General features: G+C 40.1%; 15 protein-coding genes and 1 pseudogene. All 16 read left to right on the forward strand.

All coding sequences use genetic code 11. The features are described from left to right. Window positions 1-13: 13 nt before the first annotated feature. Window positions 14-1,114: a HigA family addiction module antitoxin gene (locus BLR54_RS13860; RefSeq protein WP_090422099.1), complete on the forward strand. Its 1,101-nt coding sequence runs from the start codon at window positions 14-16 to the stop codon at window positions 1,112-1,114. A 73-nt stretch (window positions 1,115-1,187) separates the two neighbouring features. Beyond that, on the forward strand, window positions 1,188-2,105 hold the full coding sequence (locus BLR54_RS13865; RefSeq protein WP_090422101.1) for a hypothetical protein: 918 nt from the start codon (window positions 1,188-1,190) through the stop codon (window positions 2,103-2,105). Window positions 2,106-2,165: 60 nt separating this feature from the next. After that, window positions 2,166-2,390: a hypothetical protein gene (locus BLR54_RS13870; RefSeq protein WP_090422103.1), complete on the forward strand. Its 225-nt coding sequence runs from the start codon at window positions 2,166-2,168 to the stop codon at window positions 2,388-2,390. Between the two features lie 202 nt (window positions 2,391-2,592). Beyond that, window positions 2,593-3,534 (forward strand): annotated as a pseudogene (locus BLR54_RS15270) (Rieske 2Fe-2S domain-containing protein); the annotation flags it as partial. Between the two features lie 72 nt (window positions 3,535-3,606). Further along, a complete protein-coding gene (locus BLR54_RS15275) occupies window positions 3,607-4,233 on the forward strand; it encodes a flavin reductase (RefSeq protein WP_090422125.1) in 627 nt (208 codons plus the stop codon). Between the two features lie 218 nt (window positions 4,234-4,451). Beyond that, the gene (locus BLR54_RS13885; RefSeq protein ID WP_090422105.1) at window positions 4,452-5,066 is read left to right on the forward strand and encodes a superoxide dismutase; all 615 of its coding nucleotides are present in this window, start codon (window positions 4,452-4,454) and stop codon (window positions 5,064-5,066) included. Window positions 5,067-5,225: 159 nt separating this feature from the next. Then, window positions 5,226-5,558 carry a helix-turn-helix domain-containing protein gene (locus tag BLR54_RS13890; RefSeq protein ID WP_090422106.1) on the forward strand — a complete coding sequence of 111 codons (333 nt, stop codon included), beginning with the start codon at window positions 5,226-5,228 and terminating at the stop codon, window positions 5,556-5,558. A 3-nt stretch (window positions 5,559-5,561) separates the two neighbouring features. After that, window positions 5,562-6,317 (forward strand): ImmA/IrrE family metallo-endopeptidase, encoded by a 756-nt coding sequence (locus BLR54_RS13895; RefSeq protein WP_090422108.1) that lies wholly within the window; start codon window positions 5,562-5,564, stop codon window positions 6,315-6,317. Next, window positions 6,310-6,840: a PIN domain-containing protein gene (locus tag BLR54_RS13900; protein WP_090422110.1), complete on the forward strand. Its 531-nt coding sequence runs from the start codon at window positions 6,310-6,312 to the stop codon at window positions 6,838-6,840. The genes BLR54_RS13895 and BLR54_RS13900 overlap by 8 nt, the downstream gene beginning before the upstream one ends. A gap of 73 nt (window positions 6,841-6,913) precedes the next feature. Beyond that, window positions 6,914-7,141, forward strand: coding sequence for a hypothetical protein (locus tag BLR54_RS13905; RefSeq protein WP_090422112.1), 228 nt, complete (start codon window positions 6,914-6,916; stop codon window positions 7,139-7,141). A gap of 89 nt (window positions 7,142-7,230) precedes the next feature. Further along, window positions 7,231-8,658, forward strand: coding sequence for a lipopolysaccharide biosynthesis protein (locus BLR54_RS13910; RefSeq protein WP_176761960.1), 1,428 nt, complete (start codon window positions 7,231-7,233; stop codon window positions 8,656-8,658). A gap of 138 nt (window positions 8,659-8,796) precedes the next feature. Next, the gene (locus tag BLR54_RS13915) at window positions 8,797-9,726 is read left to right on the forward strand and encodes a glycosyltransferase family 2 protein (protein WP_090422115.1); all 930 of its coding nucleotides are present in this window, start codon (window positions 8,797-8,799) and stop codon (window positions 9,724-9,726) included. Continuing rightward, a complete protein-coding gene (locus tag BLR54_RS13920) occupies window positions 9,726-10,856 on the forward strand; it encodes an ATP-grasp domain-containing protein (RefSeq protein ID WP_090422117.1) in 1,131 nt (376 codons plus the stop codon). Before BLR54_RS13915 ends, BLR54_RS13920 begins: the two co-directional genes overlap by 1 nt. A 596-nt stretch (window positions 10,857-11,452) precedes the next feature. After that, entirely contained in the window at window positions 11,453-12,586 is a 1,134-nt protein-coding gene (gene rffA / locus BLR54_RS13925) for a dTDP-4-amino-4,6-dideoxygalactose transaminase (RefSeq protein WP_090422119.1), read from the forward strand. Window positions 12,587-12,681: 95 nt separating this feature from the next. Continuing rightward, window positions 12,682-12,912, forward strand: a complete 231-nt coding sequence (locus BLR54_RS13930; RefSeq protein ID WP_090422121.1) for a hypothetical protein — start codon at window positions 12,682-12,684, stop codon at window positions 12,910-12,912. Then, a partial coding sequence (locus BLR54_RS13935) for a transposase (RefSeq protein WP_176761962.1) occupies window positions 12,899-12,987 on the forward strand: 89 nt, incomplete at its 3' end. The genes BLR54_RS13930 and BLR54_RS13935, both read left to right, overlap by 14 nt.

The raw sequence follows: 12,987 nt of genomic DNA on the forward strand, positions 1-12,987 counted from the left end.
GAGTGGGTGCATTATGAGTAGCATAACGGAATATAAAGAGTTAATAGCGTTTCATCCAGGTTACTATCTCTCTGAGATATTAGAAGACATGGGGATTACTCAGGCCGAGTTTGCAACTCGCTTGGGCACAAACACTAAGACCCTCAGCTATTTAATAAATGGGCAAACAAATATCACAAATGATTTGGCAAAAAAATTGTCAGTTATGCTCGGTACAAGCGAAGAGGTTTGGTTGAATTTACAGAATGTCTACGATCAAAAACTTATCGAGATAGAAAAGGAAAAAGATTTTGATAAACAGCAAGCTGTGGCAAGGCTTATTGATTATAGTTATTTTATGAAAGTCGCTGGGTTGCCAAAAGCAAAATCAATTAATGAAAAGATAGAAAATTTATGTGGTTATCTTAAAGTGGCAGATTTAAGAATCATGCTAAAGCCTGATTTTTTGGTCAACTGTAGAACAGGAATAAGCGAGGTAAACGAAAAAAATATTGTTAATTCTAGAGCATGGGTTCAAACTGCCATCAACTGTTCTCAAAAAATTGAAACAGACAAATATGATGCTGAAAAATTGAAGTTTCATTTATCAGAGATAAGAGATATGACTGTAAAAGAACCAGAAGAATTTATACCTAGAATGAATCAGATATTTGCTGAATGTGGCGTGGCATTTGTGTTGTTGCCAAGTTTGAAAAACTCGGGTGTTAATGGTGCTGTTAAATGGGTGAATGAGAACAGAGTGGTTTTAGCAATGAATAATAGAAGGTTAGACGCTGATATCTTTTGGTTCTCACTGTTTCATGAAATCAAGCATGTACTTCAAAGAAAAACAAAAACAACATTTATTAGCTATTCTGAAAACGAAATGATTAGCAAGAATGAAGCGCTAGAGGAGGAAGCAGATAAATTTGCAACAAATTATCTAATCCCTCCAGCTGCTCTTAGAAAGTTTGCACCAACAAAATACACATCAGATGAAGAAATAATTAGATTTGCTAATTCTATAGGAATCCATCCCGGTATTGTCGCTGGACGATTGCAACATGAGGGGATAATACCTCAAAATAGATGCTCGAAGTTAAAGGTGAAATATGTAATTGAGATGGAGAACTAGAAAATGGACTACATAAAGATTGAGCATATATGTGTGGAAATAGTTGAATAGGCATCACAGAGGGGGCTAGAATATGCAAAAGAAAGTTGAAAAAATAATAGCATATATCAATTCAATAATCATAATATTTGCAGCTATATATTTTCCGATTGTAATTGTTGTTTCTCTTTTTAAATCCATATTACCAAAGCAAATTTTGCCGGTGGCATCATGGACAGTGTATGCAGGAAGTTTATTACTTATGGTAGTATGCATTGTTTTTATTATTGGGGGAATTATATCAGCAATAATATCTGCGACTAAGAATTATAAGGGTATAGATGAACCAGTGTTTCGTCAAATTGATATGTTTCTAAAGACATGGAACGAGACAAATAATAGCTACCTGAGAATGATAGTTGTTATTAATGCAGCTTATGGAGAATCTGGTGAAATCCAACAGTATATTGCAGATGGCCGTTTGGATGTTTTGTTTCAAAGAAAAAATGACCTTGAAAATAGTATTAATGGGCCTGTTCATGAAAAGGACGATATTGCAGCGTGGTTTATTTCTTTAATTGCTGCAGTGTTCTACGAAAAAATAATAAATGAGAACAGCAATGATGTTAAAACGGTAGCTTGGGTTATATTCATTATTCTTATATTTGCAGTGATTCTATTTAGAAGATATTTATCAAAGGGACATGGAAACTCTTATAAATACAACATACGTGAGTATGAATTAAAGTTACTAGAGAAAAAAATCGACAATATGATGTCTGAAACAATTGCCACAAATATGGATTACATTGAGAACCAACAGCGCACAATTAGTGTGTTAATTGATAAGGCGCTTCATTGTCATAACAATAAGAAAAGAGAACAAATTGTGTCTGATATCAACTTAATTGATTCGTTGCCTTTAGATCTTCATGAGTTTCCAGAAGAATCCTATGATGGGGTGTATAATGCGTTGAAAAGTAATGGAATTTTAGATGGAGAAAAACTATAAAAATAATCCTGATACATTCTTTGACAATACTTATGAAGAACTGGAATTAAAAAATATAGTTTGAAGACAATACTAGTAATTACAAGTACAATAGATAATACTGTTTCCTACGTAGTTGAAAGGTATGCAAATAGGGCAATTTTTTTGGTTAAGGGCTATAAGAATAGCGTTAGGTATTATTACAAGCAAGGAGTAAACTCGGATGAAACTATTTCAGCTATTTCCGAGGAAAAGCCTGATATAGTTGTTGTAAATGGCACTGGCATCATCTCTGAGAGAGCCTAATCCCCTTTCTAGTCCTATTATCAATGTAAAACCTGTGGAGCATTTACGGTGCTTGTGGATAATTCTATCGTGAATATAATAGGAATGGTAAAATAAACGAATGATGAGTATAATATAAGTTGAATGAAGTATAAAATCTACAGCTATTCAATTTTGACGGAGAAATGATTATCAGTTTGTAAACTATTTTGGGGAGCACACTATGATTAAAAATCAATGGTATGCAGTTCTTTCATCACACAAACTTAAAAAGAATGATATCCTTGGTGCTCGCCGATTCGGGGAGAATCTTATTTTCTTTCGAGACCTTGATGGGAATGTGGCTTGTGTGAATTCTCTGTGTGCCCATAGGGGCGCATCTCTGGGAAAAGGCAGGCTAGAAAATAATCATATAAAATGTCCATTTCACGGAATTGAATATGATAGTTCTGGAGCATGTACCTATGTTCCATCCAATGGAAAAGCCTCCATTGATGATTATGATAAGCTTCATCTTAAGAGTTATCCAACCAGAGAAATTGGTGGGATTATTTTTGCATGGTATGGGGACAAAGAACCTGAAAAAGAACCTGATTATTTCAGTATCATCACTAATGAATCATATACCTATGACCATATGGAGGATGCGTGGAATGTTCATTATTCACGTGTCATTGAGAACCAGTTAGACGTTTCGCATCTTGCATTTGTTCATTACAATACTATTGGTAAAGGTAATAGAACTTTATGCAATGGCCCTAAGGTTGTATGGCTCGATGAGAACACTTTTAGGACTAGTGCTGATAATGAAGTAGATGTTGGTCAGACGCCAAAACCATCGATGGATTCGGAAATCAAATCCACAAATTTGAATTTTAAATTTCCAAACATGTGGCTGAATCATGTGACAGATAAAATACAGATATTGGCATTTTTTATTCCTGTGGATGACGAGCATGCTATAATTGCCCTGAGATTTTATAACAGGATTACGGGTTTAAAGCCTATAGATAAAGCAATAGCTTGGTTGGGAAGCAGAGCCAACAAGATTATTGAACGGCAGGATAAGAAGGTAGTTGAAACCCAGATGCCAAAATCCACAGATTTGTATATGGGTGAAAACCTAGTGGCGGCAGATTTGCCTATAATTGAATACAGAACTAGGCGTCAACAACTTAAGATGCAAGGCGAGGGGGCTAAGGCAACAACATCGAAAGGAGAAAATGCTATGGCGGAGATGAACACAAAGGCAATGTATAAATTATCCTATGGGTTGTTTGTGTGCACAGCAGTACGTGATGGAAAAGCTAATGGTTGCATCATCAATACGGCAATTCAGGTTGCATCGGAACCCAATCGTATTTCTATAGCTATTAACAAGGCGAACTTCACCCACGACATGGTGAAGCAGACTGGCGCATGCAACATTTCTGTCATCAGTCAGGATGCTTCTTTCGATTTGTTCAAGCATTTCGGATTTCAATCTGGTCGTGATGTTGATAAGTTTGAAGAGTATCCAAAGGCTAACTATCATCAGGCGGATAATGGGATTCCTTACATTGTAGTGGGGACCAATGCATATTTCTCGCTCAAGGTTATGGAAACAGTTGATTTGGGCTCCCATACTTTGTTTATTTGTGAGCCTACATTTATGACTGTCCTTTCAGATACGACGTCAGCAACATACGAATATTACCAGAATAATATCAAACCAAAGCCTGAGGCTGTTGGAACCACTCCAAAAGGTGAGACGGTTTGGCGTTGTCGCATATGTGGATATGAGTATGTTGGGGAGGAACTGCCAGACGATTTTATATGTCCTATTTGCAAGCATCCAAAGGCGGACTTCGAGAAGATTGTGTGAACGGGACATTTTTATGACCGATTAGAGTAATAAGAATTGCAATATGCTTTCTTTCGTTACTTCTTTTCAGATAAATGATGGCTAGTTGGATATTGGAATTATTGATACCATGAAGGACCTTCTTGTAAATCTAGCTGGGATTCGCACTGTTAGAAATGTAGGATATGTAATTGATTAGAGAATAAAACAAAGATTAAATAATAAGGGGGTGTACTCAAATGTACGAACAAATCAAATTGCCTTATGCAGCAGATGCTCTCGAGCCACACATCGACCAGCTTACAATCGAGACTCATCATGGCAAGCATCATGCTACATACACAAAGAACTTCAACGATTTGGCAGAGCAAGCTGGGGTTGCTGGCAAGCCAGCAGAAGAGGTTCTTGCAAATCTTGACGCCGTTGCTGACGAGACCTTGAGAAAAGGCCTTAGAAATCAGGGCGGTGGCTATTACAACCACAATCTTTATTTTGAGATGTTCTCACCAAATCCTGCAAAGGCTCCTACAGGGAAGCTTGCAGAGGCCATCGACAAAGCTTTTGGAAGTCTGGAAGCCTGCAAAGATGAGCTTTCAAAGCTTGCAGCTGCGCAATTTGGTTCAGGTTGGGCTTTCCTTTCAGTAGATAAGGATGGCGGACTTCATGCATCTAATTCCTTGAACCAAGACAATCCTCTTTCAGAAGGCAAGGGATGGACACCTATCTTGGCACTTGATGTATGGGAGCATGCATATTATCTCAAATACAAGAATCTTCGCCCAGACTACATTAAGGAATTCTGGGAGATTCTGGACTGGGGTAAGGTGAGTGCGAAGTATGAGAGCTTAGTTTAGGTGTAATCATAAATATGGATAAAATATAAGGCTATGATCAAGCAAGTTGTCATAGTCTTATTTTTATGTTTTTTGTTTTGTCATATTTTCAAAATAAATCTACTTGAAAATATGACAAGAAGGTTCTATAATATAAATAGTTAGAATGGAGGGCAGCTTATGGAAGGAAATATTCAAAGTAATAGGCTGAAGGAATTAAGAAAGAATAGCAAGTTAACTCAGGAACAAATGGCAAAGTACCTTGGTGTAGACCAAAGTATGATTACCAAATTGGAAAATGGCACAAGGGTGCTAAATGTCACTTTGATTGAAAAGATTTGCAGTCTTTTCTGTTGCACAGAGGAATATCTTTTTGGAGTCAGCGATGAGTATATTCCTATCAAGTTTGCATTTAGAGCAAATAGCATTATGACAGAGGATCTAGAAAGCATTGCAGCTGTGAACAGACTAGCAAAGAATATTCGCTATATGAATAAGATGATTGGAGAGTAGTTAGTGAAATCAGAACAACAATTAAACTCACTGGCATTAGAGACAAGAAGAATGTGGGGCGAGGATGGATACTCTCCTATAGATATATTCGCTATTGTCAATGGCCTGCGAGATATGAAGATTACAGTTTTGAAATATCCTTTATCTGAGCGTATCAGTGGAATGTGCTCAAAGGTGGATGATGATTTTGTAATCTGCATTAATTCATCAACTTCATATGGCAGACAGAGATTTACTCTCGCCCATGAGTTTTATCACATCCTCTATGAAGATATTGAAGGTCAGGTGATATGTAACATGAGTATGGGAGATGACAAGCCGGACTCAGAAAGAGAAGCTGATATTTTTGCTAGTTACTTATTGATGCCTTACGATGCCCTTTATCAGATATCAAAAAGAAATCATGATACTTGGAACTTAGAATCAGTGATTCATGTGGAGCAGTTTTATCAAGTCAGTCATATGGCTATATTATTCAGGTTGGAAAAAGATGGCTTTATCAATTCTGAGTCAGCTTCCGAGTTTCGCGAGATTACAGTTTCTCGATTTGCTGCTTTGTTAGGATATGGAAAAGAATTATATCAACCATCACCTGAGAATAAAAGATATTTCACTACTGGTGAGTATATTCGTAAAGTCGAAGAGTTGGCTAACAAAGGTGTCATATCAAATGGCAAAAAAGAAGAACTCTTGTTAGATGGCTATCGAGCAGACATTGTTTACAACTTAGATGAGGAGGAAGGCAATCTTAATGACTGATGAGTATTTCTTTGATACAGATTGTATATCCGCCTTCCTTTGGATTAATGACACAAATATTTTGCATGAGTTGTATGGGGGCAAAATAATATTTCCTGCACCTGTATATGATGAATTAAGCAATCCTGCTATTCCTCATCTTAAGAGACGTGCAGATGGGTTGATAGATGATGGTACGGCAAAGATTCAACAGTTGGAAATAGGAACAGATGAGTTCGACTTGTACAATAAGTTAGTACATGGAAGTGTAGATGGAAAGCAGATCGGTAAAGATGAAGCAGCAGGTATAGCCCTAGCAAAAACTTTCAATGGCATCTTGGCTAGTAACAACTATCGAGACATAGCTCCTTATATAGCTAAGTATGGACTTAAGCATATTGATACAGGACACATATTGCTTGAGGCATTGAATAGGGGGCTGATAAGTGAAGCTGATGGAAATACTATTTGGTATAAGATGCTGGCTAAAAACAGAAAGCTTCCAGCAGCGTCATTTACGGAGTATTTAAAGAGAAACTCATAGTATTTTTAGTAGGTTGCACAATATCTATGAATGTAATAAATTGTTTAGACCTGATTGTAAGTGAGGGATAATCGTGTCTTTAGTATTTAGTAAGAAGAATGTAAAAATTGCTAGAAAAAATGCTAGTAGCGAATATTTGTTAAAGAACGGTTTCATATCTGAAAATGATGCGGAAATGGATAAAAGAGCAGCTGCTGCGGTAGAAGCTGCGATAAAAAAACTTGAGGTTAGAAAGAAACCCATAGCACGTTTTGATGTGTTGAATAACAAGGCATATCTAGAGTATCCTGGTGAGGAGTAATTATATTTAGATGCATATTATAAATAAATGAATTATAATGAAGGCTGTGGCTCTTGCCACAGCCTATAGTTTTACTTGGAGGAAATATTTTGGAATCAAAATCAGATAATAAGGGTCTTGCAATCCTTTTGAAATCCAGCTTTTGGTATTTGTTTTCTACCATCTTGCTGAACGGAATAAATTTCATCGTGACACCAATCTTCACTCGTATCATGAGCACCAACGAGTATGGTATCTACAACAACTACTGTAGTTGGCAGAGCATTTTTGCGGTGTTTGTCACTTTGAATCTTGGTGTTACCCTCATGTCAGCTTACGGTGATTACAAGTCAGACATAAAGCGTTACAGCTATTCCATGACTGTGCTTATGTGCTTATCAACCCTGTTGTGGTTGGTGCTGTTCACACTTTTCAGAAAGCCACTGATGTCATGGACCACCCTGGAGATGAAATACCTTTACATGATTCTGGCATCCAGCATCGGCGCCAGCATCTTGTCTATGTTTCAGTCTTATCAGCGAATGGAGTTCCGCTACAAGACCTCCACAGCCATCAGCATCATAATCGCTCTTGCTAACACAGGCTTGGCACTGGCTTTGGTGCTTTCCATGAAGGGAAAGGCCTTTGGTCGAATCATTGGTACAACATTGCCAACCTTCCTGTTTGGCCTTGTATTGTTTTTCTATTTCGCAAAGGGCGCTCACGGCATCAAGACCAGCTACTGGAAATACGCAGTTCCACTGGCTTTGCCATACGTTCCACATTCCTTGTCAATGACCTTGCTCAACAGCATGGACAAAACCATGATCACAAAGATGTGCGGCAACGAAAAGACTGCCATTTACTCCGTGGCTTACACCTGCGGCAGCATTGTTATCGTAGTTCTTATGGCAATCAACACTGCCTACTCGCCATGGCTTCGTGAGAAGGTGGAGCAGGATGCCCACGCAAAGGTTCGCAAGTTCTCATATCTTTATGTGGGAATCGGCGTCAGCATTTGCCTTATGGTCATCCTATTTGCACCAGAGATTATCTTGCTTTTCGGCGGTAGCAAGTACAAGGATTCAGTCTACGTGCTTCCACCAATCGCCATGGGATGCATGCTCCAGTTCCTTTACACCATGTTTGTAAACATCGAGCAGATTCAAAAGCACACCGTTGAGATGGCCTTCGCCAGTGCCACCGCCGCCCTGGTAAACCTTGGCCTCAACTTTCTGTTGATTCCACGCTTTGGATATCTTGCTGCAGCCTACACCACTTTGGTGGGATACCTGGTGCTGCTGCTCATCCATATGCACGTGGTAAAGAAGATAAAAATGGACCACTACTACAACTACAAGTTCATCTACGGTCTTGTGGTGGTGATGGTAACCTTTAGCATATTCGCAAATACGATATACGGAAACATCTTTGTGAGAGTTGGCGTCATCCTTGCTCTGCTCATTGCCATCTGTGTGGTGGCTTACAAGGTGAAGGCAGTGGAGAAGGTGAAAGCGTTAATCGCAAAGAGAAAATAGGACTTTTTGACTTGGCCTATGTCTGGTAATAGCCTCAGGCTCTCAAACCCATCCAGAGTTCACAAATAAAAGTTTTATAATCCTTGCAAATGTGCTACCATATATCCGAAGTTTTTCGTGAATTGATTGGAGAAAATCATGCTTTTTTCAGTTGTTATTCCAGTCTATGGCTGCCGCGCTGCTCTTCCAGAGTTACACCGCAGATTGACAGAGACTCTGTCCGCCATGACTGACGATTATGAAATTGTTTTAGTTAATGATAATTGCCCAGAAAATTCCTGGGAGGTAATAGAGGAGCTTTGCCAGCAGGATGCTCACGTGAAGGGCATGGAGCTGTCTCGTAACTTCGGCCAGATGAATGCCATGCTTGCAGGCTTGGATTACTGCACTGGCGAGTGGGTCATAGTTATGGACTGCGATCTTCAGGACCGCCCAGAGGAGATTCCACGACTTTATGCAAAAGCTCAGGAGGGCTACGATGTTGTCTTTGCCCGCCGCGCAGAGCGCCAGGATTCCAAGATAAAGATTTTCTGGTCAAATCTTTTTTATAAGGTTTACAATTTTGCTACAGACGGTCACTACGACGGCGCCCTCTGTAATTTCTCTGTGGTGAATCACAAGGTCATCGACGAGTATTGCAAGATGCCTGAACAATATCGTGATTACGTTATGTACATCAAGTGGCTGGGCTTCAGAACCACAGCGTTGGATGTAGAGCACAATGCCCGTTTCGAGGGAGAGAGCTCATACACATTCAAGAAGCGCGTGAACATGGCTTTGGAGCTTCTTACATCCCAGTCAGACAAGGTTTTGCGCTTCGTCGTGAGCCTAGGATTTGGCATGACACTTATTTCCTTCATTGGAATTATTATCACCATAATTCGTTACTTTGTAATCGATATTGACCCTGGCTACACCAGCCTTGCGGCTATCATGTGCTTCATCGGCGGCATGATTATCATGACCATCGGCGTGGTTGGCTTGTATGTGGGCAATATTTTCGTTCAGACCAAGAATCGTCCGAAGTACGTTGTTCGACAGATTCTAAATGATAAGGAAGAAGACTAATGAAAAAATTAGCAATCATTGGGGCCTCGTATTTGCAGGTCCCTCTTATTAATAAGGCCAAAGAATTGGGCTACGAGACCCACGTGTTCGCCTGGGCTGCAGGCGATGTTGGTGAGGCTCTCGCTGACCATTTCTATCCTATCAGCATCGTTGAAAAAGAAGCTATCTTAGAGGAGTGCAGAAAGATTCAGCCTGATGGCATCTGCACCATCGCCTCTGATTTGGCCACTGTTGCGGTAAACTATGTGGCGACCGAGCTTGGTTTGCCTGGCAATTCCATGGACACCATGTTAAAGTCCACCAACAAGTGGGAGATGCGAAAGACCTTTGATGAAAACGGAGACCCAAGCCCAAAGAGTGTCCGCGTTTCTTCTTTTGAAGAATGCCAGGATAAGAATTTTGAATTCCCTGTTATCGTAAAGCCTTTGGATCGTTCCGGCAGCCGCGGCGTCACAAAGGTGGAGGATATGGCAGGCCTTAAGACAGCTATCGACGATGCTCTTGAATGTGGATTTGAGAAGGCTGTTGTGGTGGAGGAATACGCCACTGGTCTTGAATATAGTGTGGAGTGTGTTACCTTCGGCGGCAAGCACAACTTGCTTGCCATCACTCGTAAGTATACCACCGAGGCACCAAAGTTTATTGAGGTGGCTCATTTGGAACCAGCGCCATTGTCTTCTGATGTAGTTGGTCGAGTGCGTGAGGTTGTGTTCCATGCGCTGGATAGCCTTGGGGTTACAAACAGTGCCTCACACTCTGAGTTGAAGATTGACGCTGACGGCCGAATTCGCATCATCGAAATCGGCGCCCGCATGGGTGGCGACTGCATCGGAAGCAGCCTTGTACAGCTTTCCACTGGAATCGACTTCGTAAAGGCGGTAATCGACGTGGCTGTTGGCAAGGAACCATCTGTCACTCCTACCAAGAAAGGTTACGCCATGATTCGATACATCATGAACGCAGACGACGCAAAGCTTCTTGAGGAAGTGAAGCGCGACTGCGCTGACCAACTCGTAGAGTACGAAATCGCAGATGATTTAACTACAGAAATCACTGACAGTTCTACCAGATACGGATATTTTATCCTTGCGGATGAGTGCGGGGATGTTAGGAAATATTTGCCGGAGTAAGGTTTTGGTTAGCTGATTTTGTAAGATAAAGTGTGTTATAAATCAACTTATTAATAAATGGATTAAGTTGATATGCTATATGAAAAAGCTAGGCTATTCTTTGTGATGCTAGATTTTTCATGGTGAATTTTAAGTTAATACTAGAAAGTTTTTGGGTTTCATGGTTTTATGGTTTTATCGCGGCATAGCCTAAAATCAACTGTTTTAAAGGGTCTATTGATAAAAATAGAGCAAAAATGGTTATTTTTTATCACACAACCAATGGATTATTTAGGTTTATGAATGGTGCAGTGATAAAATTTTGAAGAAAAAGCCTGATTTTTATCACAAAAGTAGTGATTTTGGCTGGTTTGCGATAAATAAGCCCCATGATAATACAAGATTTATCATAAAAGTATAACTATTACTTGATTTGTGATAATGGGCTTTAGGAATTTTTAGTTGGATTCTATTGTTTTAGTGGTATTATAGATTACATATTTGGGTTTATTGTTATGTTCCTGATAAAATAGGGACATGATGATGACATGAGAAATGATAAATAGATTTACACAAGTGAGCTAAAAGACTTCGCCTGTGTATAAGGAGGAAAGAAAATGATTTCTTTTAATGTTCCACCTTATGTGGGAACTGAATTTGATTTTATAAAGGATGCAATTTCAAAGCACAAGATTTGCGGCGATGGTGAGTACACCAAGAAGTGCAACGCTTGGTTTGAAGAGAAGACTGGTTCGCCAAAGGTTCTTCTTACAACATCTTGCACACATGCCACAGAAATGGCAGCACTTCTCTGTGAGATTCAGCCAGGTGATGAGGTTATCATGCCATCCTTCACATTTGTTTCAACAGCTGATGCCTTCGTTCTTCGTGGGGCAACTGTTGTGTTCGTTGATATCCGACCAGACACCATGAACATCGATGAGACAAAGATTGAGGCTGCCATCACAGACAAGACAAAGGCTATCGTGCCTGTTCACTATGCTGGCGTTGCATGTGAGATGGACACAATCATGGATATCGCAAAGCGTCACAACCTAAAGGTGGTTGAGGATGCTGCCCAGGGCGTAATGAGCACTTACAAGGGACAGGCTCTCGGAACCATCGCAGACTACGGCGCATATTCCTTCCACGAGACAAAGAACTACTCAATGGGTGAAGGCGGAGCCCTTCTTATCAAGGACGAGGCCAACGCTGAGATGGCTGAAATCATCCGCGAAAAGGGTACAAACCGTGCCAAGTTCTTCCGTGGCCAGATTGACAAATACACTTGGGTTGAGCCAGGTTCATCATATCTTCCATCAGAGCTTAACGCAGCTTACCTTTACGGTCAGCTCCAGCAAGCAGATGAGATTTTCAACGACAGAATGAATTCTTGGAATGAGTACTTCGATGCTTTCAAGGAGCTTGCTGACGCAGGACGTGTTGAACTTCCAACCATCCCTGAGGGATGCACTCACAATGCTCACATGTTCTACCTCAAGTGCAAGGACCTTGAAGAGCGCAGCGCTCTCATCAAGTACGGCAAGGAAAACGGCGTGGAGATGGTATTCCACTACATCCCACTTCATTCTTCACCAGCTGGTAAGAAGTACGGTCGCTTCCACGGCGAAGACGTCTACACCACCAAGGAAAGTGAGCGACTCGTTCGTCTTCCTCTTTACTATGGCTTGACTGCCGAGGACAGAGCTAAGGTTATTGAGGTTGTGAAGGAGTTTTATAAGAATAATTAATAATTGGGCTGACCCTTATAGTTGTGGTTGCCTGATTTATATGAAATATTACTGGTAGCTGTTTAGCTGCTGGTAGAAATGTAGGAGCTTGTCTTTTGAATTTAGACAAGCTCCTTTTTTATTGTAGGGCAAGGCCCTCTTTTTTCAAATTGTTAAGTTGGTCATTTAATGAGATTAAAGATTTTGAAAAAAGAATAAAACCACCTGCTTTGCGGGTGGTGGGAAAATGCTTCAGCTTACAGAAAAATACCTCCAATGCTAGAATTACTATGGTTCGTCAGCCAAGTAAAATAACAAAGGAGGTAGTCCCCGATGGACATGAATAGTTTATCACACACTAAGTGGGAGTGTAAGTATCATATAGTTTTTGCACCTAAGTATAGAAGGAAGGTTGCTTATGG

Source organism: Pseudobutyrivibrio sp. YE44 (assembly GCF_900104335.1).
Classification (GTDB): Bacteria; Bacillota; Clostridia; order Lachnospirales; family Lachnospiraceae; genus Pseudobutyrivibrio.